Here is a 25,448-nt window from a genome sequence, read left to right as displayed (position 1 = left end):
ATGCCGAGTGGCGAGCACCGATGCGGCATCGGTGGTGCTCTCATAGCCGAGGACCCAATGAAGCTTTCACCCCCCGACACATCCGGCGCGGCCAGTCTCGAGGCTATTGCGCGCAACGGCAGTCTGTTGCGACGCATCGCGGTGCGCATTCCGACCTATCTCAAGGATCTTCGCGAAAACCCTGCCTGGCTGCCGATGTTCGTGCTGGCGCGCACCATGCCCGGCCGCCGCATGCATTGGCTCGGCGCAAAACGCGTCCGCCCGGTCGCCAATGCCGCGGATACGATGTTTGCCGGTGTCGAACGGGGAGCGGTCGTCGATGCGCTGCGCTCCGACGGGCTGTTCTCAGGCCTGGTCCTGCCGCCTGATATCCATGAAGAGATCGCTGACTTCGCCGGGCGCACGCCTTGCTTCGGCAATTTCGACCGCCGTCTCGAATTCATGCCGGGGGAACATGCCGAGGCCGAGAAGCGCTTTGGCCGCTCGCTGCTCAGCGGGCATTTTTTCGAGCGCAGCCTCGACTGCCCGGCGGCGCTTGCCATCCAGCGCGATCCGCTGCTTCTGGATATTGCCGCGCACTATCTCGGCGGTCAGGCAAAACTGATCACGACACGCGTCTGGTGGAGTTTTCCCACGGGTGCCGCTTCCGATGCCGACAAGAACCTCGCCTCGCTTGGCAAGTATCATTTCGACCTCGATGATTGGCGCATGCTGAAATTCTTCTTCTACCTCAAGCCGGTCGACGCCGACACCGGTCCGCATGTCTATGTCAGGGGCAGCCACAAGCGCCGTAGCCTCAAGCATCAGCTCACGCTTCTGGTTGGCCATCCCGCGCAACAGGTGCTGGATGTCTATGGCGAGCAAAGCCCGGTGACGCTGACCGGCGAGGCCGGCCTCGGCTTCGTCGAGGACCCCTTTGGCTTCCACATGGGCACCGTGCCGGCACGCACGCCGCGGCTGATGATGGAAGTCGGCTTCGGCGTGTCGCCACCGTCGCGCCGGCGGTTTCATGGCGAGCCGGTTATCCGCTGAGAGCTGTCTATCCGAAGCTCATCTCGACAGGCATCCAGTGTGTGCGGCGCCTGTCTTGGCGCTGCGCTTTGCTTTCGGCGTCGAAGTCGACACGAACCGGCTCCCGATTGAACCGCTCCCTGTCGTCCAGGGCGTTGATGATGACGATCGCCCTGGCGTCGTCTCTGGCGATTGCATCGTCATCTCCGGTGATTGCGGCGACGTAGACACCGCACTCCCGGCAGATCAGATAGTCGGCCGTCCTCAGCCCGAACTGATATCTCTGCAGGCGCGCCTCGTCCTTGACCGAGATGATCAGTTTGCCGGCCGCATCGGCAGCCGCGCGCGAACCATGCCTGACACAGAACGAGCACTGGCAGGCACGAACTTCGATTTGCGGCGGGTCCAGCTCGGTTGAAAATCCAAGGCGTATGTTGCCGCAATGGCATCCACCGGTATGCACGGTCATCGTAGCTGCCTTGTCGTAAACGGCGGTGATCGCCTTCAAGCAGGGTACTTATGCAGGGTCCGGTTTGGAATGGGGTTTCGAAGGCGCCGATGCCGTTCTGCCTGGCAAACGCGGTGTGAAGCCGGCGCTTTGCCTCAGCTTACGGAGCCGATTTGCCGCGCCGCAAATGCTCGTCCAGGCGCGGCATGATCTCGACGAAGTTGCACGGCATGTGCCGGTAGTCTAGCTGTGCCTTCAGGATGCCGTCCCAGGCGTCCTTGCAGGCGCCTGGCGAACCCGGCAGCACGAAGACGAAGGTGGCGTTGACGATGCCGCCGGTGGCCCGGCTCTGGATCGTCGAGGTGCCGATCTTGTCGTAGGAGATGCGGTGGAACACTTCCGAAAAGCCGTCCATGCGCTTTTCGAAGATTGGCTCCAGCGCGTCCGGCGTCACGTCACGACCGGTGAAGCCGGTGCCGCCGGTGGTGATGACGACATCGATATTCTTGTCCCGCGACCACGCCAGAACCGTGTCGCGGATTTTCTCACGGTCGTCGGTGACGATATTGCGGGCCGCCAGGATGTGGCCGGCCTCGGTGATGCGGTCGGCCAGCGTCTGGCCGGATTTGTCGTCGGCGAGGCTGCGCGTATCTGAAACGGTCAGCACCGCGATGCGCACGGGAACGAAGGAGCGGCTCTCGTCAATTCTGGCCATCAGCTCCCTCCGATGCGATGCTTCGCGTCGCCGCGACGAACCAGTCGGGCTGGCGGCCGCGGATTTCGGCGGCGGCGCGCTTGGCGACATTGCCGGTTTCGAACAGGCCGAAGCAGGTGGCGCCGGACCCGGACATCCGTGAAAAACCCGATCCGGCCTTGTTCAGCCAGGAAAGCGCCCTGCCGATCGCGGGCTGCATCGCCAGCGCGGCGGGCTCGAGATCGTTGCGGGTGATCTCCAGCCAATTGCGCAGGCTGTGGAAATCGATGCTGCGCGGCAGCGGCGGCAAGGCTTCGTTGTCACGACGCGAAAGCGCTGCGAAGACCTCGGCCGTCGAGACCGGCATGCCTGGATTGACCAGCACCAGCCCAAGCGCCGAGAAATCCGGCACCATCGACAGCTCGTCACCGATGCCGCGTGCGACCAGAGGTCTGGCCGCCAGGCACATCGGAACATCGGCGCCGAGCGAGAGGCCGATCCGCGCCAGCTCTGCGCCATCGATATCCAGGCCCCATGTCTCCACCAGCCCGCGCAGCACCGTCGCCGCGTCGCTCGAACCGCCGCCGACGCCGGAGGCAACCGGCAGGTTCTTTTCCAGCCGGATAGCGACCGGCGGTGTTCTCTCGTGCCCGGCCGCCTGTCGCAGGGCATCGCGCGCCCTAGGCACCAGATTGCTTGCATCGAGAGGAACGGCCGGGGCGTAGCGGCCGGAGACGGTAAATTCATCGCCGTCGGCGGGCGCGATTTCGACCCTGTCGCCAAACCGCGTGAACACCGCCAGGCTTTCGATCAGGTGATAGCCGTCAGGCCGCCTGCCGGTGACATGCAGCGCAAGATTGATCTTGGCGTGCGCGTGCCAGCTACGCGACCCGATGTCGGTTTCCACAATGGTCTGCGAAATGGTGCTCAGTCCTTGGCCAGCCGGTACTCGCCGGTCTTCGGATCCTTGACTAACGTTCCGATCGCGCCGTTGGCTGCCTGCTTTTCGGTGCGCCGCACCTTGGCGGTCACGCGCTCGGCTTCCCTAATGAAGGTGCGGTAGCCGAAATAGGCGGCGACGCCAACGACGGCGAAGAAAATGATCTGCGGCATGCCAAAACTCCTCCCACGCTGGGCCGGCGAAGGCGGCCGGTCGGGTCGGTTAAGCTCTCATGCTAAACGGTTTTGCCCGGTTTTCAAAGCCCGAAGCGAGACCACAATGCGCGCTCTTCCGCCGCATCGATCACGCCGCTGGCGGCAGCGGCTGCGATATCGGGCGCTGAAAAGCCCTTGCTTGAGCCGAACAGGCCGAAGCGGCTGAGGAAACCGCGCGGCGCCGTGATCAGCCTGAGCTGGGTTTTTGCCCCGAAACGGGTCTTGAGCACCGTGCGCATATCGCCGAGCGCATCGACCAGGCCGAGTTCGAGGCCCTTGATCCCTGTCCAGAACAGGCCGGTGAACAGGTCCGGGTCGTCCTTCAGTTTCGTGCCGCGCCGCTCCTTGACGAGGTCGATGAACGTGCCGTGCACCTCGAGCTGCAGCGCCTTCAGCCGCTCGACATCTTCCTTTTTCTCGGGCTTGAACGGGTCGAGCACCGCCTTGTTCTGGCCGGCAGTGTGGACACGTCGTTCGATTCCGATCTTCTTCATCAGTTCCGGGAAGCCGAACGAAGCTGAGACGACGCCGATCGACCCGACGATGGAGGACGGGTCGGCGAAGATCTCGTCGCCGGCGACCGCGATCATGTAGCCGCCCGACGCCGCGACGTCCTCGACGAAGACCAGCACCTTTTTGTTCTTTTCCGTGGCTAGGTCACGGATGCGCTTGAAGATCAGCCGCGACTGCACCGGCGAGCCGCCGGGCGAATTGATCGAGATGGCGACCGCCGGCGCGTCGTAGGAAAACGCCTTCTCGATGAGGCCGGCGGTGGAGGCCAGCGACAGGCTCGGCCGGAACTGGCCACCGCCTGCCATGATGGTGCCGTGCAGCCGGATGACCGGAATGGTGACGACGGTGGAGCGCCAGGATTTCGGCAACAGGCGGTTGATGAGTCGTTTCACGAGGGCGCGGTCTCCGGTCGATGGGTTGCAGGCATGTAGGGATTTCCCGGCCAACGGCAATGTGGCCGGGCGGAATAGCTCAATCTCCGAACAGCGAGGCGAGGCCGTTGGTGATCATTTCGCTGCGCTCGTCGGGCCCGTTGCCTGATTGCGCGTGCAGCATCAGGGGCGGGCGGATGGCAAGCTTTCCCCGTGCCCCGAGCGCTGCCCGCAAGACGATGCGGATTGCCGCCGCGTCGGGGCGAGGGTGGACGGCGAGCATCTCGGCATCGCCGAAGCGCCCCGTGATCGCATCGAGAATGGCGCCGAGCTGTTCGGGCCGGGCGATCACGGCGAGCCCGCCGCGCGGCCCGACCACCGCCGCCGCACTGCGGATCCAGCTCTCGAACACCCCGTCCTCCATGACATGGGCCTCTTTTCTGAGGCGATCGGGGGAGGCGCGGTCCCGGGGAGCGTTGAAGGGAGGGTTCATGATGGCGAAGTCGAAATCATTGTCGGCGAGGCCGGCGGCCGCCCGCGCCCGGCCCGATACGGTGACATCGGCGACCAGCACGGAGGCGCGATCGCTGAGATGGGCATTGCCGGGATGGGCAAGCGTGGCCGCCGCGAAGGCCGCCATTTCCGGCGCGCGTTCGACAAGCACCGCCTCGGCGGCCGTGCAGCGCGACAGCACCGCCAGGCCGGCGGCCCCGGCACCGGCACCGAAATCGGCGAGACGACCGGCAAAGGAGGACGGCACGGATGCCGCCAGCATCATCGCATCCATGCCGGCGCGATGGCCGCCTTGCTTGGGCTGCACCAGCCAGAACCGGCCGCGATGGAAGGCATCGACCGTGTGGGCCGGCGTGTCCGGGACAAGGGCGGCGGGCGCGGCGGACATTATTTTCCGCGGATTTCGTTGGCGATGCCGGCATCCCTGAGGATACGCCGCGCCGCATCGGCCTGGTTCGCGTCGATCATGACGCGCTTCTGCAAAAGACCGATCGACCCTTCGAGAATGCTCATATTCTGGTCGGCGACAAAGCAGGCGATGCCGGCGTCGCGCATCAGCGATTCAACAAAGGAGATGATCACGGCATCGTTGGTGCGGACAAGTTCTATCATCGTATGAAACTCGCAGTTTGCGCTATTGATGTAAACGGGCAGGGGATTCCGAGGCAGAGCCGCTCCCTTGGGGGTCGTTGACATTCTGTCGCCGACGCCGCGCCAATTCGCCACTTGCCGTGGCCATGTCCGCCGCCCTAGAGTCCAAACAGGGACTAAGGGTGCCGTCGCACGCTCTATACCAAGACGGGAGTGATTGTCGTGGGTGTCGTTCTCAACATCGAAAACGGGAAGCGGGAGCCCGCCTCCATCAAGGATCTGATCGATCTGACTGCCGCCGATATGGGGCGCGTCAATGAATTGATCCTGTCCAAGGCCGGCTCCGACGTCGAGATGATCCCGGAGGTCGCCAACCACCTGATCTCGTCCGGCGGCAAACGGCTGCGGCCGATGCTGACACTCGCCGCAGCCCAGATGTTCGGCTATGCCGGCGAAGGCCACGTCAAGCTCGCCACCTCCGTCGAATTCATGCACACGGCGACGCTTCTGCACGACGATGTCGTCGACGAGAGCGGCATGCGGCGCGGCAAGAAGACCGCCCGCATGATCTGGGGCAACCAGGCAAGCGTGCTGGTCGGCGACTTCCTGCTCGGCCAGGCTTTCCGCATGATGGTCGATGTCGGCTCGCTCGAAGCGCTCGATATCCTGTCGAGTGCTGCTTCGATCATCGCCGAGGGCGAGGTCATGCAGCTTGCCGCCGCCAAGAACCTCGAAACCACCGAGGACGAGCATTTCGCCGTCATCAAGGCCAAGACCGCCGCACTGTTTTCGGCTGCTGCCGAGGTCGGGCCCGTCATCGCCCAGGCGACGCGCAACGATCGTGCCGCGCTGCGCTCCTACGGCATGAATCTCGGCCTTGCCTTCCAGCTGATCGACGACGCGCTGGACTATGGCGGCACCAGCAAGGATCTGGGCAAGAATGTCGGCGACGATTTCCGCGAAGGCAAGGTGACCTTGCCGGTCATCCTCGCCTACCGGCGCGGCACCAAGGCCGAGCGCACTTTCTGGAAGCGCGCCATCGAGGACAATGTCACCGATGACGCCGGCCTGGAAAAGGCGACTGGCCTGATGACTCGCCACGGCGCCATTGCCGACACGATCGGGCGCGCCCGCCATTTCGGCGAGATCGCCCGCGACGCGCTGGCGCCGCTGGAAGCGACGCCGCAGAAATCGGCGCTGATCGACGTCATCGATTTCTGCATCAGCCGGGTGAACTGAAGGCTGGCTTTCGCGACGCTCCCTCCGACCTGTGCTGGGGAGGAAAGTTTTGCGAATTCGGTCCCGCCGTCTCGACAACCCGCCCTGCCGCAAATTATCTATAAAACATGGCAAAGGGCACGGACGACACCATCGCGGTGCGCATCAGCAAGGTTCTGGCGGACCGCATCATCTCGGGCGCGATCGAGCCGGGGGCCAGGCTTCGGCAGGATCATATCGCCGAGGAATTCCAAACCAGCCATGTTCCGGTGCGCGAGGCCTTCCGCCGCCTCGAGGCGCAAGGGCTGGCTATCGGCGAGCCGCGCCGCGGCGTGCGTGTCGCGTCTTTCGATCTGGGCGAGGTCAAGGAGGTCGCCGAAATGCGCGCCGCCCTTGAAGTGCTGGCGCTGCGCCACGCCGCGCCGCATCTGACATCGGCCATTCTCGATCTCGCCGAGGAGGCGACCAAGGCCGGCGACAAGTCCCGCGATGTCAGGTCGTGGGAAGAGGCCAACCGCGCCTTCCACCGCTTGATCCTGGCGCCATGCGGCATGCCGCGCCTGCTCGCCACCATCGATGACCTGCACGCGGCAAGCGCCCGTTTCCTGTTCGCGGCATGGCGCTCGGAGTGGGAGACGCGCACCGATCAGGACCATCGCGCGATCCTCTCCGCCTTGCGGCAGGGAAACACCGAATCCGCGGCCGTCACACTGGGGCGGCACGTCCAATGGATTGGCCGTAAGCCGGTCAGGACGGCCTCCGGGACGACGCGCGAAGCTTTTGCCATCGTAGGTTAGACGGCCTCCGCCAAAGCCAGGGCTTGCAATCCCCGGGGAAGTGTGGATTCGATAATAGATCGAAAACAGAAATTATCTATAATTTGAAGTCGATCAAAGGAATCCCAATGACAGACGTCGCATTCTCACCCGGCAAGCCGTCGTTCAGTCCGCTCCGGCTCCAGGATCGTTCTCTTGCCTGGCAGGTTGGAGCCGTCGTGCTCGGCACGCTTTTCCTGGCGCTGTCGTCCTACATCGAAGTGCCGATGGTGCCGGTCCCGGTGACCATGCAGACCTTCGCCGTGACATTGGTCGGCGCGCTCTATGGCTGGCGGCTTGGCGCGCTCACCATCGTCGCCTGGCTGGTCGAGGGTGCGGTCGGCTTTCCGGTTCTGTCCGGAGGGGCAGCGGGTGCCGCGCATTTCGTCGGGCCGACGGCTGGCTATCTCTTCGCCTTCCCGCTTGTCGGCGCCTTGGTCGGCTGGCTAGCAGAACGCGGCTGGAACGGCAAAAGGGTGATGCTTGCCTTTGTCGCCATGCTGCTTGGCAACCTTGCCTGCCTTGTGCTGGGCACAGCATGGCTTGCCGTCATGATTGGAGCCGAACAGGCCGTTACCTTCGGCTTCCTGCCGTTCATCGTCGGCGGCTTGCTCAAGTCAGCGCTGGGTGCCGCGACCCTCATGGCCTTTCCCGGCGGCAAGGCCAAGCCGGCCAATCCGTGACGATCAAGCTGCGCGCCCATCACCTCCTTTGCCTGCTCACCTATGTGGGCAAGGGATACAGCCCCGCCTTCACCGCCAATTATGATCGCGTCGCGGAGCGCCTGAGCCGGGGCGAGGACATCCTCCTCGTTTCCGGCCCCGATGATGTCTGCGCTCCATTGCTCGACGAGACGGAACCTCACTGCCTCAACGAGAGCGTCGTCGAGCGGGACCGGCTCGCCGGGCTGGATGTAGAGGAATTACTGGCGCGGCCAATCCGGGTCGGCACCCACCTCGATCTCGACACGGGGACCTTAGCCCGGATGCGGCAGGCGTTTTCGGCTGGCCTTGTACGCAAGGCCTGCGGCGGCTGCGAATGGAACGAACTGTGCAGCACGATAGCGGCCGGTGGATATAGCCACACGCTGGTGCAGCGGTCCGTCGCGCCAGCCGAGGGTTGATATAGGCGCCGAGCTCAAGGGTCGGATCTGTGATATCTTCGGCGCCGCGCAGGGCCATGGCTGAAATTCAAGATCGGAAAACTGGTGCCTGTCGCCATGGTTTGTTAATCGGGTGCCCGGATTGTGAATTCGAGGCGGATTGAAGCGCGACCCCAAAAAGGCCATGCTTTGCCTGGAAAGATCGAGTCTACGCCGATCCCGCTGACGCGGAGATGGCGCCTGGCTGAAAGGGATACGATGCGGCAAGGACGTGCGCGCTGGCTGACAAGGCTGGCAATTGTGACAGGCATGGCGATCTCGACTTTGCCGGCCTATGCCAAGCAAACCACCGAACCGGTCAAGATCACTTCGTTTTCGGGCGCTTATCTGGCAGCCCGGATCGCCGAAGGCGATAACGACCTCGACAGCGCCATCGCCTACTACAAGCAAGCATTGGCCTTCGACCCGAGCGACACCGGCCTGCAGCAGAGCCTGATGCTGTCGCTGATCGCGCAAGGGCGCTTCGACGAATCCCTGGTCTATGCCGACAAGCTCAAGGAAGTGCCTGACGTCGAGCGTTTCTCGCGCCTGGCGCTCGCGGTCGATTCCTTCCACAAGAAGGATTTCACCAAGGCGCAGTACTGGCTCAAGCTATCGCTGGAATCCGATCTCGACCGGCTGATCTCCGGGGTGATGTCCGGCTGGGCGCAGCAAGGCGCCGGCGAGCCTGCCGATGCGATGGCGTCCATCGACAAGCTGCAGGGGCCGGATTGGTTCGGCCTGTTCAAGTCGTTCCACCGTGCCTTGATTGCTGATGCATCCGGCATGCCGGAAAAGGCCGAGGCGATCTATGCCGCGACCATGCAGGACACCGCCGCCGGTGGTGCCGCTCCCGAAACCTGGATGCGCAACGCCCAGGCCTACGCCTCGTTCCTGGCCCGCAAGGGCGATAAGACCAAGGCCCTGTCGGTGCTCGACCAGGCCGAGACGTTTTCGCCAGGCAAGCTGGAAATCGTCGCCTTGCGCGACCGAATTGCAAAAGGCGACAAGATTGCGCCCCTGGTGGCCGGCCCATCCGATGGCGCCTCCGAAATCCTGCTCGACCTCGCCACCGCGCTCAACCGTGGCGGCGGCGAACCGTTCGTGCGCCTCTATCTGCAATATGCGCTCGCTTTGAAGCCTGACAGCGACGCAGCCCTTGTGCAGCTCGCCGCCGTGTCCGAGCAGTTGAAGGACGGCGAGGGCGCCATCGCACTCTATCGGCGGATCCCCGCCACCTCGCCGCTGAAGGAGCTTTCGGACCTGCAGCTCGGCCTCAACCTTGCCGATCTCGACCGTCACGAAGAAGCGATCACCCATCTGAAAGCCTTGGTCGACGCCCATCCCAATGACATGCGCGGCTATCTGGCGCTCGGTGGCGTCTATTCCTCGAAGGAGGACTTCCGTTCGGCCGCTACCCTCTACGACAAGGCTGTCGAGGTGCTGAAGACGCCGACCGCGGCCAACTGGAACATCTTCTACCAGCGCGGCATCGCCTATGAGCGCCTGAAGGAATGGCCCAAGGCCGAGCCGAACTTCCGCAAGGCGCTGGAACTGTTCCCCGACCAGCCGCAGGTGCTGAACTATCTCGGCTATTCCTGGGTCGACATGAACATGAACCTCAAGGAAGGCCTGGCGATGATCCAGAAGGCCGTCGACCTCAGGCCGAGCGACGGCTACATCGTCGATTCGCTGGGTTGGGCCTATTTCCGCCTCGGCAGGTTCGATGACGCGGTGCGCGAAATGGAACGTGCCGTTTCGCTGAAGCCGGAAGATCCGGTTCTCAACGATCACCTCGGCGATGCCTACTGGCGCGTCGGCCGCAAGCTGGAAGCCACCTTCCAGTGGAACCAGGCCCGCGACCTGAAGCCGGATCCCGATGTGCTGGCCAAATTGCAGCAGAAGCTGATGAAGGGCCTGCCGCCGATCGAATCCAACACGGCGCAGGAGACCCCGAAGGTCAAGCCAGAGCCGGTGCCCGCCCCGAAGGGATGAAGTTAGCCATTTGAATTCAATGCAAACGGGGCTCTTTTCGGAGTCCCGTTTTCGTTTGAACCGTATTCGGCTGGCTGCCTCAGAAGAGCTTGCGATAGACGACGAAGCCGGAGTGTTCGGCGACCTTGTCGTAAAGCTTCATCGCCGTGTGATTGGTCTCATGCGTCAGCCAGTATACCCGGCCTGAGCCGGCCGCCTGGGCGCGCTCGTAGACGCCCTCGATCAGCGCCCGTCCGATGCCTTTGCCACGCGAAGCCTGCGTGGTGAAAAGGTCCTGCAGATAGCAATTGGGCGCAATTGCCGTGGTGCTGCGATGGAAGAGATAGTGCACGAGGCCGAGAAGCTGTCCCTCGCCTTCGGCCACCAGCGCGTGGACCGGCTCATAGGCATCGAAGAAACGAGACCATGTCATCTGGGTGATCTCACCCGGTAGGGCCGTTTCGCCCGAACGGCCATAAAATGCATTGTAGCCATCCCACAGCGGCAGCCATTGCTCGAAATCCTGTCGCGCAACAGGGCGGATGACGATCGGGCTGGGCATGGCTGAAACCTGTTGTTCGTTGCTGCACAGGCGAACAGAGCGCAGGCCCCAGAGATGGGCAATGGGTCAGCCCCCTGCAAAGCTTTCAACATTGTCCATAATGCCGGCGCGACCGCATCGGTGCCTTGCTTGACGCTTCGCCGCCGTGTCTCTAGGACGTGCCGGCAAGCTAGCCTGTGCTGTCGAGGCCACCCGTGACAATTGAAATTCCCGCCCATATGCATCCCAGCCGCTCGTTCCAGGGGCTGATCCTGACCTTGCACAATTACTGGGCGGCCTATGGCTGCGTCATCCTGCAGCCCTACGACATGGAGGTCGGCGCCGGCACGTTTCATCCGGCAACGACGCTGCGCGCGCTCGGGCCAAAACGCTGGAACGCCGCCTATGTCCAGCCGTCGCGCCGCCCCAAGGATGGCCGCTATGGCGAGAACCCGAACCGGCTGCAGCATTATTACCAGTATCAGGTGATCCTGAAGCCGAACCCGCCCAACTTGCAGGAGCTCTATCTCGGCTCGCTGGCGGCGATCGGCGTCGATCCGCTGCTGCACGACATCCGCTTCGTCGAGGACGATTGGGAAAGCCCGACGCTGGGCGCCTGGGGCCTTGGCTGGGAATGCTGGTGCGACGGCATGGAAGTGTCGCAGTTCACCTACTTCCAGCAGGTCTGCGGCATCGAGTGCGCGCCGGTGGCCGGCGAACTGACCTACGGGCTGGAACGGCTGGCCATGTATGTGCAGGGCGTCGACAATGTCTACGACCTCAACTTCAACGGCCGCGAAGGCGCCGACAAGGTCACCTATGGCGATGTCTTCCTGCAGGCCGAGCAGGAATATTCGCGCCACAATTTCGAATACGCCAACACGGCGATGCTTTTGCGCCACTTCGAGGACGCCGAGGCCGAGTGCAAGGCGCTGCTCGATGCCGGCGCGCCGGCGTCCAACGACAATCTGCCGATGCACCGCATGGTTTTCCCCGCCTATGATCAGTGCATCAAGGCCAGCCACGTCTTCAACCTGCTCGACGCGCGCGGCGTGATTTCGGTCACCGAACGGCAGAGCTACATCCTGCGGGTGCGCAATCTGGCCAAGGCCTGCGGCGAAGCGTTTCTGAAGACGCAGGCCGGCGGGCTGGCGGCCTGAGTTTCAGGCCCGCTTTATCATCTCGAGGGAAATGTTGATCGGCGGCACGGTGTGACCGCTGGCACCGTCGATGGTGCGCAATGCCTGCCGCACACCCGGCATCGAGAAGGCGCCGTGAGCCTGCGCGGTGAAGCAGGCGCTGAGTGCGAGGATCTGCAGAAGTCTGGATGCCGTTTTCATGATCGTTGAGCCAATAGTTCCCTGCCTGAGCGTGGGTCGCTCCAGCGCTGCGTTCGGTTCATGGAAATCTTTGATCCAAGGACGGGTGGCATCGCCTCGTCCCGACAGCGCAGCCAAAATTTCTGGAAAGGGTGACAGCGGCCAGCCGAGTTGCTATGCCCCGCCCGGACCACTCTCCCGCATGAGCTGACCCCGATGCCTGACCTGCTTCTAGAACTTCGCTCCGAGGAGATTCCCGCCCGCATGCAGCGCAAGGCGGCGGGTGATCTCAGGAAGATGCTGACTGACGGCCTGGTCGAGGCGGGGCTGACCTATGAGGCGGCGCGCGAGTACTGGACGCCACGGCGGCTGACCCTCGATATCCGGGGCCTGACGGCGCGCTCGAAGGACATCCGTGAGGAAATCAAGGGGCCCTCGACATCAGCGCCTGAACAGGCGGTCCAGGGTTTCCTGCGCAAGGCCGGGCTTGCTTCGGTTGCCGAGGCACATGTCCACTCCGATCCGAAGAAGGGCGACTTCTATGTCGCCCATATTTCGAAGCCGGGCAGGGTGGCGGAGGAGATCATCGCCGAACTGGTGCCGGGCATCATCCGCAACTTCCCATGGCCGAAATCGATGCGCTGGGGGCCGGCCTCGGCCAAACCCGGCTCGCTGCGCTGGGTGCGCCCGCTGCAATCGATCCTGTGCACCTTCGGCCCGGAGACCGAGGAGCCGGTGCTGGTCGATTTCGAGATCGACGGCATCCGCTCCGGCAACATCACCTACGGCCATCGCTTCCATGCGCCTGATGCCATCACGGTGCGCCGCTTCGACGACTATGTTTCCAAGCTGGAAGGGGCGAAGGTCGTGCTCGATGCCGACCGCCGCAAGGAGATCATCCTTGCCGACGCCCGCAATCTCGCCTTCGCCAACGGGCTCGACCTGGTCGAGGACGATGGGCTGCTGGAAGAAGTGTCCGGGCTGGTCGAATGGCCGGTCGTGCTGATGGGCGAGTTCGAGGAGGCTTTCCTGGCCATTCCGGCCGAGGTGATCCGGCTGACCATCCGGGCCAACCAGAAGTGCTTTGTCACGCGGCCACAGGGTGTCGACGACGCGCTTTCCAACCGCTTCATCCTCACCGCCAACATCGAGGCGAAGGATGGCGGCAAGGAGATCGCCCACGGCAACGGCAAGGTGGTGCGCGCCCGCCTGTCCGACGCGCTTTATTTCTGGACGACCGACCAGGGCGATTTGCCCGATCTCGACCAGATCGAGGCATCGGCGGAAAAGTTCGGGCTTGACCTCAAGAAGCCCCTCGACCAGCGCATGGCCCGCCTCGACCATCTCGGCGTGACTTTCCATGCCAAGCTCGGCACGCAAGGCGAGCGGGTGGAACGGATCAAGCACCTGGCCGAGGAACTGGCGCCGATCGTCGGTGCCGATCCCGCACTGGCGCGTCGCGCTGCCGTCCTGGCGAAGGCCGACCTCACCACCGAAGTGGTTGGCGAGTTTCCGGAACTGCAGGGCGCCATGGGCCGCAAGTATGCATTGCTGCAAGGCGAGCATGGGAGTGTCGCCGCTGCCGCGGAAGAACACTACAAGCCGCAAGGCCCTTCCGATCGCGTACCGAGCGATCCGGTTTCGATCGCTGTGGCGCTCGCCGACAAGCTCGACACGCTGGCCGGCTTCTGGGCCATTGACGAAAAGCCGACCGGGTCGAAGGACCCCTATGCGCTGCGTAGAGCGGCGCTGGGTGTGGTGAGGATCATACTGGAAAACAGGATCAGACTTTCCCTGGGTGTCGCCATTGCAGCGACGGTGGCCTCGGCGCTCGCCGCCTATGATCGCTTCGGCGAGGGGGCTGAGAGCCGTGGTGTGGTCACGATGCTCGATTCCCGCATTCGCGAATACAAGGGGGCAAGCCAGCTGCTGTCGGAAGCGGGCTTGATCTCGAGATTGTTGAAAGGCGGACTGGCCAACGCAAATTCGCAAACCTTTGGCTCCGCCGATCAGGAACGAGAGTTCTTCGACGGCCAGCGTATGATGGAATTGGAAGCATCGCTTTCGCCATTCGTCGCCGATCTCGTCGCCTTCTTCCACGACCGCCTGAAGGTCTACCTCCGCGATCAGGGTGCGCGCCACGATCTCATCGATGCGGTCATCACGCCACAGTCCGACGACCTGCTGCAGATCGTGCGCCGCGTCGAAGCGCTGGGCTCCTTCCTCGACACGGAGGACGGTAAGAATCTGCTCGCCGGCACCAAGCGTGCGGCCAACATTCTGGCCGCCGAGGAGAAGAAGAAAACGGCGGTCGCCGAAACCGTTGAGCCGGCGCTGTTTCGTGAGAATACCGAGAAATCGTTGTTTGCGGCGGTGAATCAGGCTGAGAAGCAAGCCGGCGAAGCGATTCAAAACGATGACTTTTCCGGCGCGCTGCTGGCGCTTAGCGTGTTGCGCGAGCCGGTTGATTCATTCTTTGAGCATGTTCTTGTAAACGATGAGGATCAGGCGGTGCGTGCCAACCGCCTGGCGCTGCTCGCTCGCATCCGCGCGGCCACCGGTCAGGTCGCGGATTTCTCCAGGATCGCAGGTTAAGGCGAAGAAAATATTCTCTGCTGCCGGCCGTTCGAGCCGGCTTACAGTCATATGGCGATGATCTCTCCGTGGCAGAAGGGACATGTTCCCCAACCCCACGGAGGCTTCCATGAATTCCGATCACGAAATCGAAGTGACAGAAGAAACCCCGGCTCTCGCCGAGGCGCTTGAATCCGCTTCCGAGACCATTCTCGATCATGCCGCCGCCGCAGCGATCGAAGCCGCTGACCTGTCTGATGACGACGAAGACGGCGACGATGAAGAAGGCGAAGAGTCCACCGAAGCTGCCACGCTCTCGGATGACGAAGATGAAGACGAAGAAGATGAGGACGAAGACGACGCCGAGGACAGCGTGAAGGCTGAAGGCGACGAGTCCGAAGAAGACGACGACAAGGAAGAAGCGGCCTGATTCTTTCAGCCGCCGAGTCTATCGATGGCAAGGCGGCGCTGAGGCGCCGCCTTTTCCTATCAGCCTTCCCCGAAGCCGATTTGTCAGCCGCCCCCGGCGGTCAGTTCTCGAGAATACTGACGCGCACGCTGTTTTCGTAGACATCGACTTGGATCAGCGGTTCGCCATTGACGATGGCGCGCTTGGTCGAGGAACTCATCGCGCCGCCGCGCTCCAGCATGCGTTGCAGGTCGGCGCGCTGGTCGTTGGTCCTGAACCAGCCATCGCCCTCGTCGTCGCTGTCGCGGCGGTGGAATTTGTGCCAGTTGGCGCGGTCCTGCCGCACCATCTGCGCGGCATTGTCCAGCGCATAGCCGTCACTCGCCTGATGGTCGCGATCGGAAATGCGCGCGACATAGGATCCCAGCATATCGTCGGCATGAGCCGCCCCGACGCCAAGCAGTGACGCCAGCAATAGGCCTGCTGCGGTTACGATTCCAGATTTTCTCATGGTCCCCCCTTTACCCCTAGTCATGAAATCCCGTCTGCCAGAACCGCCTGACGAAATCCAGACGATGGCGTCTGGCGGCTGACATAAACCGAAACGGGGTTTGCCTGGCAATCGTGCGCCGGGCGCCAGATCGCCGTCAAGTCACGCCATCGATGTCAGGCTGTCTTTGAGCCGGGCTACTTGGTGTAGCCGTTGGGAGGCATGCGCTGACCTGCTGCCTGCGCCGGGGCGCTCGGCGGGGCGGGTTGGGTCTCGGCGTTCCCTGAGGGGGCTGCGGAGGCAGTGGCCGTTGCCGGCGCTGTGCCTGCCACCGGCGCCGTGCCAGCAGCCGGCGCGGCACCTGTCGCTGGTGCAGCGGTTGGCGCCGGTGCTGGAAAATCAGGACCGGTAACACCGCCACGAATGACCATCGGGCCTGGCTGGAAGCCGTGCGGCTTTTCCGGGATCGCCGCCACCTTTTCATAGGTGACGTCGGGCTCTGCTGCGCCAAGTGCCAGCACCGACTGCGCATCCTTGGCTGCTTCGGCGGTTTTAGGCTGGTTGGGGGCACCGACCCTGACGATCGACGGTGTCGAGGACGGCGCACCGGGAAAAACCAGCGACGAGGCCTGAGCCCCACCGGTCACCGCGGCCAGAACGATCCCCATCAGTATGCGCATAGACACTGACATAGCTCCCCTTTTGCCCAGAAGCTGTTCAATAGCAGGCCGCGATTGATGCGGGCTTTCGTGGAAACGTAGCATTTTAGGAATTGATAAATCGCCAATGCCCCGATTTGTCCAACACCGACTTACCCAACAGTGACTTGCCCAACGGCCGCCATCGTACTACGCACCCCGCATCTGTGAGGTGACGAGAGTGGCTGAAATACTTGGCTCGGGCGAGGCGCTGGAGCGGGCGCTGGCGCTGCTCATGGAAGGCGATGTCGTCGCCATCCCGACGGAAACCGTCTACGGGCTCGCCGGCGACGCCACCAACGGCATCGGTGTGGCGCGTATCTTCGAAGCCAAGGGGCGGCCGCGCTTCAACCCGCTGATCGCCCATGTCGCAGACATGGCGATGGCCGAGCGTCTCGCGCTGTTCGATCCGTTGTCGAAGAAACTCGCGCTTGCGTTCTGGCCCGGTCCGCTGACGCTGGTGCTGCCGCAACAACCCGGCAACGGCATCCATCCGCTGGTCACCGCCGGGCTCGATACGATTGCCTTGCGCATGCCGAGGGGCTTTGGCGGCGAGCTGATCGCCAGGCTCGGCCGCCCGCTTGCAGCGCCCAGCGCCAATTCATCCGGCAGGATCAGCGCAACGACCGCGCAAGCGGTGGCCGCCGATCTCGGTGCGCGAATAAAGCTGGTGGTCGATGGTGGCGCGACCCCGGTCGGGCTGGAATCAACGATTCTCAAGGCCGAGGGGGAAAGAATGCGCCTGCTGAGGCCCGGCGGCATCGCCGCCGAGGAGATCGAGGCGGCCATCGGCATGGAATTGTTGCGCGGCGGCACCGCCGGTATCGAGGCGCCGGGCATGCTTGCCTCGCACTATGCGCCAAGTGCCGCGATGCGGCTCAATGCCGGAACGGTCGGCGAGGGCGAGGCCTTGCTCGGCTTCGACGGCCAGAGGGCCCAAGGCTGGCACCGCGCCGAAGCCTTCCTCAATTTGTCCGAAACCGGTGACCTGCGCGAAGCGGCGAGCAATCTGTTCGCCTATATGCAGGAGCTCGACCGCAGCGGCGCGCAAACCATCGCCGTCGAGCCTATTCCCTTCGACGGGCTCGGCGAAGCGATCAACGATCGGCTGTCGCGTGCCGCCGCCCCTCGTGACATCGCGCAGCCCACACCATAGTTTTCCCCCATGACCGAAATCATAGAGACACTCGATTCCGCTCTCATCGATCGCTTCGCCGCCATCGTTGGCGACAAATATGCGCTGCGCGACGAGCGCGATATCGCGCCTTACCTCATTGAGCGGCGCGGGCTCTGGCACGGCGCGACATCGCTGGTGCTGCGGCCGGGCAGCGTTGACGAAGTCAGCCGGATCATGCGGCTGGCGACGGAGACGGGAACGCCGATCGTGCCGCAAAGCGGCAACACCGGATTGGTCGGCGCGCAGGTGCCGGACAGTTCCGGGCGCGAAATCGTCCTGTCGCTGTCGCGGCTGAACCGCATCCGCGAGATCGATGTCCTGTCCAACACCGTGACGGTCGAGGCCGGTGTCATCCTGCAGACGCTGCAGGAGGCGGCCGACGCCGCCGACCGGCTGTTCCCGCTGTCGCTGGCCGCGCAAGGTTCCTGCCAGATCGGCGGCAATCTTTCCTCCAATGCCGGCGGCACCGGCGTGCTTGCCTATGGCAATGCGCGTGAACTCTGCCTCGGTGTCGAGGTGGTGCTGCCGACCGGCGAGGTGTTCGACGACCTGCGCAAGCTGAAGAAGGACAACACCGGCTACGACCTGAAAAACCTGTTCGTCGGTGCCGAAGGCACGCTCGGCGTCATCACCGCCGCCGTGCTCAAGCTGTTCCCGAAGCCGAAGGGGCGCGAAGTCGCGTTCGCCGGCCTGTCGTCACCCGAGGCAGCACTTTCGCTGTTCAGCCTGGCCATGGACCGTGCCGGGGCAGCACTCACCGCTTTCGAACTGATCGGCAGACGGCCATATGATTTCACGCTGGCGCATGCCCAGGGCGTGGTGCGGCCGCTGATCGAGGACTGGCCGTGGTATGTGCTGATGCAGATTTCATCAGGCCGTTCGTCGGAGGATTCGCGGGCGTTGATCGAGGACGTGCTCTCGGCCGGCCTTGAACAGGAATTCGTCGGCGACGCCGTCATTGCCGCGAGCCTCGGGCAGGGGGATGCCTTCTGGAATTTCCGCGAGGTGCTGCCCGAAGCGCAAAAGCCTGAGGGGGCCTCGATCAAGCACGACATTTCGGTGCCTATTGCTTCAATCCCACGTTTCATCGCGCAGGCTGCCGGCGCCGTGGCGTCGGTAAGTGCAGGCGCCCGCGTGGTCTGCTTCGGCCATATGGGCGACGGCAATCTCCACTATAATATCTCGCGGCCAGTCGACGGCGATGATGAGGCGTTCCTCGCTCTCTATCATCCCATGAACAAGGCGGTGCACGATGTGGTGCGCAGCCTGCACGGTTCGATCTCGGCCGAGCACGGCATCGGCCAGTTGAAACGCGACGAACTGATCGCCACCGCGCCGCCGATGGCGATCGATCTGATGCGAAGGGTGAAGGCCGCTTTCGATCCGGCCGGCATCATGAATCCGGGTAAGGTTATCTGATCCTTTCGACATCTTGTGGCTGGTGGGATTCCGATAACCATCCCTGAGATCAGCAAAATTTAACCGACTTTCTTAAGCGGGGCGGTAAGGAGCCCGCGCTACTGTCTCCATACAAACGAGGCTGGAAAAACCGGCCCGGAGAGAACCGGACACCGGCTCTCAGGAGACAGACAGGAAGGCCACTCTATGAACACCGGACTGAAGCCAGTCTGGGCGGGACGCAACATGCGTCTCGACCCATTCCGCCTGCCGCAAGTGGTGAGCTACGCGACTCGCGACGACTACGGCGATGTAACCTTCACCATCGACCAGCGCGGCGCCGTGATCCGCCGCTTGCTCGAGATGAGCGGCCTGCCCGCGATCATCGTTCTGCCCGCCAATGCGTTCCGCGGCGTTGCCGCCCGCGCCATGGAGGATCCGGACGGCAATGTCACGGTGACCCTGGAACTCCTGCACAACGACCCGATGCTGTCGGTGCCGCTGCTGGTGGCCGACGATCTCGACGATGTCGCAGCCGACTGGCGCGCCTGGGCCGACGCTTACCGTCTGCCGATGCTGCTGATCGAATCGGACGGCGTTGCCCGCACTCTGGAAGAATCGCTCGGCGCGGCCATCAAGACGCTGCCGCCGCAGGATCGGCGCAAGGGGCGGATTTCGAACACGCGCCGCCCGCGTTTCCTCGCTCGCCGCAGGGCTGGCGCCCTCGGTCTCAGGCTGGTCATCGACGGCCAGGAGATCATTTCGAGGGATTAGGATGATGGATCTTCCTTCTCCCCCTGTGGGAGAAGGTGGCCGAGCGAAGCTCGGTCGGATGAGGGGTGTTCCAGCTTGGCACTGACGGTACTCCGTCCAACACCCCTCAACCGTCTTGGCGCTGCGCGCCAATCCACCTTCTCCCACAAGGGGAGAAGGGAAAAAGCCCGCTAAACCAGCGGCTTCAGCGCCACCCACACAGCGCCGCCGATCAGGCCGAGAAAGATCAGCCAGCCGACCTGGTTGTTCGACCTGAACAGCCGCAGGCATTGGTCCGGATTGTCGATATCCAGAACCGCGATCTGCCGGGCCATATGGGCGCCGGCGGCGATCAGTCCGGCCAGCGCCACCACCGGCGCCTGCGCCGACGCGAAGGCGATCGCAAAACAGATCAGTGCGCCGCCATAAAGTCCGGCCAGCCACGCCTTGGTGTTGTCGCCGAACAGGCGTGCCGTCGAGCGCACGCCGACAATGGCGTCATCTTCCTTGTCCTGATGCGCGTAGATCGTGTCGTAGCCGATCACCCACAGGATCGAGCCGATGTAGAGCATGACGGCAGGCCCATCGAGATCGCCGAACTCGACCGCCCATCCCATAAGCGCGCCCCAGGAAAAGGCAAGGCCAAGCACCAGTTGCGGCCAGTTGGTTATCCGCTTCATGAATGGATAGATGGCGATGACCGCCAGTGAGCAGATGCCGAGCAGGACGGCAAAGCTGTTGAACTGGATGAGCACGACGAGGCCGACCAGGGCCTGCAGAACGAGAAACAGCCACGCCCGCCGGCGCGTCGCCTTGCCCGACGGCAGCGGTCGCGAGCGCGTGCGCTCCACCTGGCTGTCGATGTCCTCGTCGACGAGGTCGTTGTAGGTGCAGCCGGCGCCGCGCATGGCGATGGCCCCGACCAGGAAAAGCACGAGATACACTGGTGCCGGCAGCAGTGAGAGCAGCGGGTCGCCCGGACGCGGATAGGCGCTTGCCGCCAAGGCTGCCGACCACCAGCACGGCCACAGCAGCAGCTGCCAGCCGATCGGCCTGTCCCACCGCGCAAGCTGCGCATAGGGCCAAATCGAGCGCGGCAGCACGCGGTAGACCCAATGGCCGTTCGGCGCATCGGCGACACGGCCCTGGGCCGCTTTCGACTGGATGTTTTCCATGCCCATGGAGTGGCAGCAGCGGCAGAAACCGTCAAGCGGCAAGCGGAGACGCAGCGCCCGTCAGCCTTTCACGAGGCAAAGATGTCGCGGGTGGCGAACCAGTCCTTGGCCACCTCGACGAAGGCCAGCGCTGCATTCGACACACGCTGATGCGTGTCATAGGTCAACAGGATCCGCTGCATGGGCAGCGGATCGGACAGCGGCTTGCAGATGAGCGGCAGCCCGTCATAGCTGCGGTCGCCGTGCGGGCGGGTGTAGCTGACCGCGACGCCGAAGCCGTTGGCGACCATGCTCCGCTGCAGTTCGAACGAGCTTGTCGTTGTATCGGCCACCGGCGAAAGGCCGCGGCTGCGGAACAGGTCGAGCATGTGCTGCCAGCTGTGCGGCTGGTCCGTCGTGATCAGCGGATAGGCGGCCAGATCGGCAAGGCTGACCGTTGGCCGGTCCGCCAGCGCATGGCCCGCCGGCAACAGCGCGTGCGGGCGAAGCTCGCGCAGCAGGATGCGGGCGAAATGCGTCGGCAGGCTGAGATCATAAGTCAGGCCGAGATCGATGGCCGCATCGCCCAGCCGTCGACCCAGCGTCTCGAACGTCTCGTCGCGAACGACGATTTTGACGGCCGGATAGCGTTCGGAGAAGGCGCGGATCAAAGCCGGCGCGAAGAAAGGCGCGAGATCCTCGAAGCATCCCAGCACCAACTCACCGCTGACAGCCGATTTGCTTGAACCCAGGCCGACGAGTTCGTCCGTTTCGGTGAGAACCTGCCTTGCCTTGGCCACGACGGCACGGCCGAACGATGTCGGCGACACGCCGCTTCCCCGCTGGCGGACGAACAGCTTCTGGCCAAAATTCTTTTCGACCGCGTCGATCGCCACCGAAATCGACGGCTGAGAGACGTTCAGCATCTTTGCCGCGCCGGTGACGCTACCGTGACGCGCCACGGCAACCAGATAGCGCAATTGGGTGAGGGTCACATTCATAGGGATATCCTATGTATCAAATGGAAAGTTATTATTTTACTGAATGAAAGAGGGTTGCGATAGTCGGTTCATTCCAAGAGGAGAACGCCATGGCTTCCGCAACCGACGCCCAGACCATCGATGCAAAGACGATTGCCGACTATCAGCGTGACGGTGCGGTGTGCATTCGCGGTGCCTTCAAGGGCTGGGTCGACACGATTGCCGCCGGCATCGAGCGCAACATGCAGAACCGCAGCGCCACCGCATCCGACATCGCCAACGGCCGCGGCAGTTTCTTCGATGACTACTGCAACTGGGAGCGCATCCCCGAGTTCGTCAGCCTGGTGCGGGACTCACCCGCCGCCGAACTAGCGGCGGCGGTGATGCAGTCGCGCACCGCGCAGTTCTTCCACGATCATGTGTTGGTCAAGGAACCCGGCACGCAAAAGCCGACGCCCTGGCATCAGGACATTCCCTACTATTTCGTCGATGGCCGGCAGACGGTGAGCTTCTGGATACCCATCGATCCGGTGAAGGAGGCGACGCTGCGCCTGATCGCCGGCTCGCACAAATGGGACAAGATGATCCTGCCGGTGCGCTGGCTCGACGACAGCAATTTCTATGCTGGCGAGGGCGACTATCTGCCGGTGCCCGATCCCGACAAGGATCCGTCGATGAAGGTGCTCGATTGGGAAATGGAGCCGGGCGACGCCATTCTGTTCGACTTCAGGACCGCGCATGGCGCGCGTGGCAACCTGACCGCGGCGCGGCGCCGGGCGCTGTCGCTGCGCTGGGTCGGTGACGATGCGCGCTATGTCGAGCGCCCGGGGCGCACCTCGCCGCCCTATCACGGCCACGGCATGCAACCGGGCGAGAGGCTGCGCGAGGACTGGTTTCCGGTGGTCTACCAGGGCTGAGGCGGGCCAGAATATGGGCGCCGCAATTCGGCGCCCATATTCGGCCGGGGTAACGTTCCCGTGCGCAATTCCCATCAATGCGCCCTGATGCCTTGACCCGTCGCCCAGAGAGCAATAGCGGGTGCTCCAAGGGATAGTCGGCATCAAGAGGTGGCCATGAACGTTCTTCTTCTCGGCTCCGGCGGCCGCGAACATGCGCTCGCCTGGAAAATCGCCGCGTCGCCGCTGCTGACGAGGCTCTATGCGGCTCCCGGTAATCCGGGCATCGGCGGCGAGGCCGACCTGGTCAAGCTCGACATCGCCGATCACGCCGCAGTCGCCGCATTCTGCAAGGACAAAAAAATAGACCTCGTCGTGGTTGGGCCGGAGGGGCCGCTGGTCGCTGGCATTGCCGACGATCTGCGCGCGCAAGGCATTCGCGTCTTCGGACCCTCCAAGGCTGCCGCACAGCTGGAAGGGTCGAAAGGTTTCACCAAGGACCTCTGCGCCCGCTACGACATCCCGACCGCCGCCTATGGCCGTTTTAGTGACTTGGCCTCGGCCAAGGCCTATATCGAAAAGGCGGGCGCACCGATCGTCATCAAGGCCGACGGGCTCGCTGCCGGCAAGGGCGTCACCGTCGCCATGACGCTCAGTGAAGCACAGGCAGCCCTCGATGCCTGCTTCGATGGTTCCTTCGGCGCCGCCGGCGCGGAAGTTGTGGTCGAGGAATTCATGACCGGCGAGGAGGCGAGCTTCTTCTGCCTCTGCGACGGTACCACCGCACTGCCCTTCGGCACCGCGCAGGATCACAAGCGCGTCGGCGACGGCGACACCGGTCCGAACACCGGCGGCATGGGCGCCTATTCGCCGGCACCGGTTATGACGCCGGAACTGGTCGAGCGCACCATGCGCGAGATCATCGAGCCGACCATGCGCGGTATGGCCGAACTGGGCGCGCCGTTCTCCGGCGTGCTGTTTGCCGGGCTGATGATCACCGACAAGGGACCGAGGCTGATCGAATACAACACCCGCTTCGGCGATCCGGAATGCCAGGTGCTGATGATGCGGCTAAAGGATGATCTTCTGGTCCTGCTCAACGCGGCGACCGACGGCCAGCTTGCGCATACTTCGGTGCGCTGGCGCGACGAGGCGGCCTTGACCGTGGTTATGGCGGCGAGAGGCTATCCCGGCACGCCGGAGAAAGGCTCGGTCATCCGCGGCGTAGAAGACGCGGCGAGCGACGGCGTCCAGATCTTCCACGCCGGCACCGCCATCAATGGCGGCGCGCTGGTTGCCAATGGCGGCCGCGTCCTCAACGTCACGGCATCAGGCGCCACGGTCGGCGAGGCACAGAGACGAGCCTATGCCGCGCTTGACCGCATCGATTGGCCGGACGGGTTCTGCCGCCGCGATATCGGCTGGCAGGCGGTGGCGCGCGAACAGGGAAACTGAAGTCCGCGTTGGCTTACCGCTGGCCGCGATCGAGTTCGGTGGACGCGGTGCTGAGCGGATCGGCAGCGGCAAACGCAGCGTCGAGTTGTGCGGGGGAACGCCGCTCGGTCCGCTTCCAGGCGACATATTGTACAATGCCGAAACTCGGTCTCCGGGGCACCGTCTTCACGACCGGCATGCGGAAGCCGTCGCGGAAACGGGACCAGCGTGTGCCCAACGCTGCGACCATGTCCTCGAAAGTCGGCGGCGCGGCCACCGACGCATAGGTGATGGTGACATTGCCGGCGAGGCCGGCCTCGCGTGAAACCGGTAGCGGTATTGAGGCGAGATAGTCCGGCGGCACGTCGATAAGCCCACCGAACGGCCATTGCGCGCGCAGCGTGGCGGCGTCTGTCGGCGCGACATTCACGTCTATGTCGTTGGGCGTGCCGGCAACCCTGTAAGGGCAGCGGAAACGGCCGCAATTGGCTTGCGCCGAAAACTGCCACAGTGCGTAGCCTTGCCAGTTGCCCATCGGAAAATGCACGTCGATGTCGTTGGTGTAGCGCGCATACCAGAGCGGCAGCCGCGACAGCAGCCGGTATCGGTAGCTGTTGTCGGCAATGTACTGGGCGGTCTTGCCGTTGGTGTACAGCACCGGGAAACGGCCGATGCGCCGATGCACCTGGCGCACGAACTCCTCGGCATCGTCGAGCGACATCCATTGCGAGGGATCATTGCCCTCGATGTCGAGAGCCATGAGATCGTCTGGTGCGGGCTCGGCGAAATCGAGGAAATTGTTGGCCTGCTCGACCGGATTGCCGGGGCGGGCAAGGTGATAGGCGCCCCATTTCAGGCCGAGTGCCTTGGCCACCACCCGGCGCGTCTGGAACAGTTCGCGTGTCACCGCATGACGTTTCCACAGCGCCTTGCAAAGCTTCACCTCAATGTCGTTCCCCAGGCAGAAATAGGGGGGCGGCATGCCGTCGGAGGCCTTGTTGATGAAGCCGACGACCCGCTTGTCGGTGGCGAGCTGGGCCCAGTCGATGGAATTGTATTCGTAGGCATCGACGACCAGAGCGCGGTCGGCGTTCATCCACGGCTCGGAAAAATCCGAGGCCGTTGCCGCCGTCGAAAGCGCCATCGTCGCCGCAAGAGCGAGGAGCGCTGTGCGGCGAAGA

Annotated in this window: 28 protein-coding genes; 14 read left to right on the top strand and 14 right to left on the bottom strand. The window is 63.8% G+C overall.

Annotated features, from left to right (window positions below):
- Positions 1-57: 57 nt before the first annotated feature.
- On the top strand, positions 58-1,032 hold the full coding sequence (locus tag MESCI2_RS0107320; protein WP_027035995.1) for a hypothetical protein: 975 nt from the start codon (positions 58-60) through the stop codon (positions 1,030-1,032).
- Between the two features lie 7 nt (positions 1,033-1,039).
- Here MESCI2_RS0107320 and MESCI2_RS01000000134460 read toward each other — a convergent pair whose 3' ends face one another.
- The 7 genes from MESCI2_RS01000000134460 to MESCI2_RS0107285 all read right to left on the bottom strand — a co-directional run bounded on the left by MESCI2_RS01000000134460 (position 1,040) and on the right by MESCI2_RS0107285 (position 5,317).
- The gene (locus tag MESCI2_RS01000000134460) at positions 1,040-1,480 is read right to left on the bottom strand and encodes a GFA family protein (RefSeq protein ID WP_032900550.1); all 441 of its coding nucleotides are present in this window, start codon (positions 1,478-1,480) and stop codon (positions 1,040-1,042) included.
- A gap of 139 nt (positions 1,481-1,619) precedes the next feature.
- Positions 1,620-2,174: a molybdenum cofactor biosynthesis protein B gene (gene moaB / locus MESCI2_RS0107310; RefSeq protein ID WP_027035994.1), complete on the bottom strand. Its 555-nt coding sequence runs from the start codon at positions 2,172-2,174 to the stop codon at positions 1,620-1,622.
- Positions 2,161-3,060 carry a 4-(cytidine 5'-diphospho)-2-C-methyl-D-erythritol kinase gene (locus tag MESCI2_RS0107305; RefSeq protein ID WP_027035993.1) on the bottom strand — a complete coding sequence of 300 codons (900 nt, stop codon included), beginning with the start codon at positions 3,058-3,060 and terminating at the stop codon, positions 2,161-2,163. Before MESCI2_RS0107305 ends, moaB begins: the two co-directional genes overlap by 14 nt.
- A gap of 20 nt (positions 3,061-3,080) precedes the next feature.
- The gene (locus MESCI2_RS0107300; protein ID WP_027035992.1) at positions 3,081-3,266 is read right to left on the bottom strand and encodes an NfeD family protein; all 186 of its coding nucleotides are present in this window, start codon (positions 3,264-3,266) and stop codon (positions 3,081-3,083) included.
- A gap of 83 nt (positions 3,267-3,349) precedes the next feature.
- Positions 3,350-4,213, bottom strand: a complete 864-nt coding sequence (locus MESCI2_RS0107295) for a S49 family peptidase (RefSeq protein ID WP_027035991.1) — start codon at positions 4,211-4,213, stop codon at positions 3,350-3,352.
- Positions 4,214-4,292: 79 nt separating this feature from the next.
- Positions 4,293-5,093, bottom strand: a complete 801-nt coding sequence (locus MESCI2_RS0107290; RefSeq protein WP_027035990.1) for a tRNA1(Val) (adenine(37)-N6)-methyltransferase — start codon at positions 5,091-5,093, stop codon at positions 4,293-4,295.
- On the bottom strand, positions 5,093-5,317 hold the full coding sequence (locus tag MESCI2_RS0107285) for a DUF2007 domain-containing protein (protein ID WP_027035989.1): 225 nt from the start codon (positions 5,315-5,317) through the stop codon (positions 5,093-5,095). Before MESCI2_RS0107285 ends, MESCI2_RS0107290 begins: the two co-directional genes overlap by 1 nt.
- 201 nt (positions 5,318-5,518) lie before the next feature.
- Here MESCI2_RS0107285 and MESCI2_RS0107280 point away from each other — a divergent pair, with 201 nt between their 5' ends.
- The 5 genes from MESCI2_RS0107280 (at position 5,519) to MESCI2_RS0107260 (ending at position 10,465) form a co-directional block, all read left to right on the top strand.
- Positions 5,519-6,535 carry a polyprenyl synthetase family protein gene (locus MESCI2_RS0107280; protein WP_027035988.1) on the top strand — a complete coding sequence of 339 codons (1,017 nt, stop codon included), beginning with the start codon at positions 5,519-5,521 and terminating at the stop codon, positions 6,533-6,535.
- Positions 6,536-6,642: 107 nt separating this feature from the next.
- Positions 6,643-7,311, top strand: coding sequence for a GntR family transcriptional regulator (locus MESCI2_RS0107275; RefSeq protein WP_027035987.1), 669 nt, complete (start codon positions 6,643-6,645; stop codon positions 7,309-7,311).
- A 107-nt stretch (positions 7,312-7,418) separates the two neighbouring features.
- Positions 7,419-8,012, top strand: coding sequence for a biotin transporter BioY (locus MESCI2_RS0107270; protein ID WP_027035986.1), 594 nt, complete (start codon positions 7,419-7,421; stop codon positions 8,010-8,012).
- Complete coding sequence (locus MESCI2_RS0107265) at positions 8,009-8,452, top strand: DUF1284 domain-containing protein (protein WP_027035985.1); 444 nt, start codon at positions 8,009-8,011, stop codon at positions 8,450-8,452. Before MESCI2_RS0107270 ends, MESCI2_RS0107265 begins: the two co-directional genes overlap by 4 nt.
- Positions 8,453-8,689: 237 nt before the next feature.
- Positions 8,690-10,465: a tetratricopeptide repeat protein gene (locus MESCI2_RS0107260; RefSeq protein WP_027035984.1), complete on the top strand. Its 1,776-nt coding sequence runs from the start codon at positions 8,690-8,692 to the stop codon at positions 10,463-10,465.
- A gap of 79 nt (positions 10,466-10,544) precedes the next feature.
- Here MESCI2_RS0107260 and MESCI2_RS0107255 read toward each other — a convergent pair whose 3' ends face one another.
- The gene (locus MESCI2_RS0107255) at positions 10,545-11,006 is read right to left on the bottom strand and encodes a GNAT family N-acetyltransferase (RefSeq protein ID WP_023808656.1); all 462 of its coding nucleotides are present in this window, start codon (positions 11,004-11,006) and stop codon (positions 10,545-10,547) included.
- Between the two features lie 218 nt (positions 11,007-11,224).
- On the opposite strand from MESCI2_RS0107255, the gene MESCI2_RS0107250 reads away from it, so the two are divergent.
- Positions 11,225-12,145: a glycine--tRNA ligase subunit alpha gene (locus MESCI2_RS0107250; RefSeq protein WP_056581147.1), complete on the top strand. Its 921-nt coding sequence runs from the start codon at positions 11,225-11,227 to the stop codon at positions 12,143-12,145.
- A gap of 3 nt (positions 12,146-12,148) precedes the next feature.
- On the opposite strand, the gene MESCI2_RS1000000138425 is transcribed toward MESCI2_RS0107250, so the two are convergent.
- The gene (locus MESCI2_RS1000000138425) at positions 12,149-12,325 is read right to left on the bottom strand and encodes a hypothetical protein (RefSeq protein WP_197031526.1); all 177 of its coding nucleotides are present in this window, start codon (positions 12,323-12,325) and stop codon (positions 12,149-12,151) included.
- 195 nt (positions 12,326-12,520) lie between these two features.
- Between MESCI2_RS1000000138425 and glyS the strand changes: the two genes are divergently transcribed.
- Positions 12,521-14,899, top strand: a complete 2,379-nt coding sequence (gene glyS / locus MESCI2_RS0107240) for a glycine--tRNA ligase subunit beta (RefSeq protein ID WP_027035982.1) — start codon at positions 12,521-12,523, stop codon at positions 14,897-14,899.
- Between the two features lie 109 nt (positions 14,900-15,008).
- On the top strand, positions 15,009-15,308 hold the full coding sequence (locus MESCI2_RS0107235) for a hypothetical protein (protein ID WP_027035981.1): 300 nt from the start codon (positions 15,009-15,011) through the stop codon (positions 15,306-15,308).
- A gap of 100 nt (positions 15,309-15,408) precedes the next feature.
- On the opposite strand, the gene MESCI2_RS0107230 is transcribed toward MESCI2_RS0107235, so the two are convergent.
- Together MESCI2_RS0107230 and MESCI2_RS01000000134455 are read right to left on the bottom strand one after the other, a co-directional pair.
- The gene (locus MESCI2_RS0107230) at positions 15,409-15,798 is read right to left on the bottom strand and encodes a hypothetical protein (RefSeq protein ID WP_027035980.1); all 390 of its coding nucleotides are present in this window, start codon (positions 15,796-15,798) and stop codon (positions 15,409-15,411) included.
- A gap of 176 nt (positions 15,799-15,974) precedes the next feature.
- Positions 15,975-16,457 (bottom strand): hypothetical protein, encoded by a 483-nt coding sequence (locus tag MESCI2_RS01000000134455; protein ID WP_346558003.1) that lies wholly within the window; start codon positions 16,455-16,457, stop codon positions 15,975-15,977.
- Between the two features lie 199 nt (positions 16,458-16,656).
- Between MESCI2_RS01000000134455 and MESCI2_RS0107220 the strand changes: the two genes are divergently transcribed.
- The 3 genes from MESCI2_RS0107220 to MESCI2_RS0107210 all read left to right on the top strand — a co-directional run bounded on the left by MESCI2_RS0107220 (position 16,657) and on the right by MESCI2_RS0107210 (position 19,824).
- The gene (locus MESCI2_RS0107220; RefSeq protein WP_027035979.1) at positions 16,657-17,631 is read left to right on the top strand and encodes an L-threonylcarbamoyladenylate synthase; all 975 of its coding nucleotides are present in this window, start codon (positions 16,657-16,659) and stop codon (positions 17,629-17,631) included.
- 9 nt (positions 17,632-17,640) lie between these two features.
- On the top strand, positions 17,641-19,071 hold the full coding sequence (locus tag MESCI2_RS0107215; protein WP_027035978.1) for an FAD-binding oxidoreductase: 1,431 nt from the start codon (positions 17,641-17,643) through the stop codon (positions 19,069-19,071).
- 186 nt (positions 19,072-19,257) lie between these two features.
- Positions 19,258-19,824: a DUF6101 family protein gene (locus MESCI2_RS0107210; RefSeq protein WP_023808648.1), complete on the top strand. Its 567-nt coding sequence runs from the start codon at positions 19,258-19,260 to the stop codon at positions 19,822-19,824.
- Positions 19,825-19,994: 170 nt separating this feature from the next.
- Here the strand turns inward: MESCI2_RS0107210 and ubiA are convergent, their stop codons facing one another.
- Together ubiA and MESCI2_RS0107200 are read right to left on the bottom strand one after the other, a co-directional pair.
- Complete coding sequence (gene ubiA, locus MESCI2_RS0107205) at positions 19,995-20,978, bottom strand: 4-hydroxybenzoate octaprenyltransferase (RefSeq protein WP_027035977.1); 984 nt, start codon at positions 20,976-20,978, stop codon at positions 19,995-19,997.
- A gap of 68 nt (positions 20,979-21,046) precedes the next feature.
- Positions 21,047-21,958 (bottom strand): LysR family transcriptional regulator, encoded by a 912-nt coding sequence (locus MESCI2_RS0107200; protein WP_027035976.1) that lies wholly within the window; start codon positions 21,956-21,958, stop codon positions 21,047-21,049.
- 89 nt (positions 21,959-22,047) lie between these two features.
- On the opposite strand from MESCI2_RS0107200, the gene MESCI2_RS0107195 reads away from it, so the two are divergent.
- Positions 22,048-22,854: a phytanoyl-CoA dioxygenase family protein gene (locus MESCI2_RS0107195; protein WP_027035975.1), complete on the top strand. Its 807-nt coding sequence runs from the start codon at positions 22,048-22,050 to the stop codon at positions 22,852-22,854.
- A gap of 156 nt (positions 22,855-23,010) precedes the next feature.
- Positions 23,011-24,288 (top strand): phosphoribosylamine--glycine ligase, encoded by a 1,278-nt coding sequence (purD, locus tag MESCI2_RS0107190; RefSeq protein WP_027035974.1) that lies wholly within the window; start codon positions 23,011-23,013, stop codon positions 24,286-24,288.
- A gap of 13 nt (positions 24,289-24,301) precedes the next feature.
- Here the strand turns inward: purD and MESCI2_RS0107185 are convergent, their stop codons facing one another.
- Entirely contained in the window at positions 24,302-25,411 is a 1,110-nt protein-coding gene (locus MESCI2_RS0107185; RefSeq protein ID WP_027035973.1) for a glycoside hydrolase family 25 protein, read from the bottom strand.
- Positions 25,412-25,448 lie beyond the last annotated feature (37 nt).

The organism is Mesorhizobium ciceri WSM4083, assembly GCF_000519305.1.
Classification (GTDB): Bacteria; Pseudomonadota; Alphaproteobacteria; order Rhizobiales; family Rhizobiaceae; genus Mesorhizobium; species Mesorhizobium ciceri_B.
The sequence above is the reverse complement of the archived record's forward strand: the minus strand, read 5'-3'. Positions and strand labels throughout refer to the sequence as shown.

Coding starts and splice junctions, on each gene's coding strand:
- MESCI2_RS0107320 (WP_027035995.1), top strand. CDS start 58: ATGAAGCTTTCACCCCCCGACACATCCGGCGCGGCCAGTCTCGAGGCT.
- MESCI2_RS01000000134460 (WP_032900550.1), bottom strand. CDS start 1,480: ATGACCGTGCATACCGGTGGATGCCATTGCGGCAACATACGCCTTGGA.
- moaB (WP_027035994.1), bottom strand. CDS start 2,174: ATGGCCAGAATTGACGAGAGCCGCTCCTTCGTTCCCGTGCGCATCGCG.
- MESCI2_RS0107300 (WP_027035992.1), bottom strand. CDS start 3,266: ATGCCGCAGATCATTTTCTTCGCCGTCGTTGGCGTCGCCGCCTATTTC.
- MESCI2_RS0107290 (WP_027035990.1), bottom strand. CDS start 5,093: ATGTCCGCCGCGCCCGCCGCCCTTGTCCCGGACACGCCGGCCCACACG.
- MESCI2_RS0107285 (WP_027035989.1), bottom strand. CDS start 5,317: ATGATAGAACTTGTCCGCACCAACGATGCCGTGATCATCTCCTTTGTT.
- MESCI2_RS0107275 (WP_027035987.1), top strand. CDS start 6,643: ATGGCAAAGGGCACGGACGACACCATCGCGGTGCGCATCAGCAAGGTT.
- MESCI2_RS0107270 (WP_027035986.1), top strand. CDS start 7,419: ATGACAGACGTCGCATTCTCACCCGGCAAGCCGTCGTTCAGTCCGCTC.
- MESCI2_RS0107260 (WP_027035984.1), top strand. CDS start 8,690: ATGCGGCAAGGACGTGCGCGCTGGCTGACAAGGCTGGCAATTGTGACA.
- MESCI2_RS0107255 (WP_023808656.1), bottom strand. CDS start 11,006: ATGCCCAGCCCGATCGTCATCCGCCCTGTTGCGCGACAGGATTTCGAG.
- MESCI2_RS0107250 (WP_056581147.1), top strand. CDS start 11,225: ATGCATCCCAGCCGCTCGTTCCAGGGGCTGATCCTGACCTTGCACAAT.
- MESCI2_RS1000000138425 (WP_197031526.1), bottom strand. CDS start 12,325: ATGAAAACGGCATCCAGACTTCTGCAGATCCTCGCACTCAGCGCCTGC.
- glyS (WP_027035982.1), top strand. CDS start 12,521: ATGCCTGACCTGCTTCTAGAACTTCGCTCCGAGGAGATTCCCGCCCGC.
- MESCI2_RS0107235 (WP_027035981.1), top strand. CDS start 15,009: ATGAATTCCGATCACGAAATCGAAGTGACAGAAGAAACCCCGGCTCTC.
- MESCI2_RS0107230 (WP_027035980.1), bottom strand. CDS start 15,798: ATGAGAAAATCTGGAATCGTAACCGCAGCAGGCCTATTGCTGGCGTCA.
- MESCI2_RS01000000134455 (WP_346558003.1), bottom strand. CDS start 16,457: ATGCGCATACTGATGGGGATCGTTCTGGCCGCGGTGACCGGTGGGGCT.
- MESCI2_RS0107215 (WP_027035978.1), top strand. CDS start 17,641: ATGACCGAAATCATAGAGACACTCGATTCCGCTCTCATCGATCGCTTC.
- MESCI2_RS0107210 (WP_023808648.1), top strand. CDS start 19,258: ATGAACACCGGACTGAAGCCAGTCTGGGCGGGACGCAACATGCGTCTC.
- ubiA (WP_027035977.1), bottom strand. CDS start 20,978: ATGGAAAACATCCAGTCGAAAGCGGCCCAGGGCCGTGTCGCCGATGCG.
- MESCI2_RS0107200 (WP_027035976.1), bottom strand. CDS start 21,958: ATGAATGTGACCCTCACCCAATTGCGCTATCTGGTTGCCGTGGCGCGT.
- MESCI2_RS0107195 (WP_027035975.1), top strand. CDS start 22,048: ATGGCTTCCGCAACCGACGCCCAGACCATCGATGCAAAGACGATTGCC.
- purD (WP_027035974.1), top strand. CDS start 23,011: ATGAACGTTCTTCTTCTCGGCTCCGGCGGCCGCGAACATGCGCTCGCC.
- MESCI2_RS0107185 (WP_027035973.1), bottom strand. CDS start 25,411: ATGGCGCTTTCGACGGCGGCAACGGCCTCGGATTTTTCCGAGCCGTGG.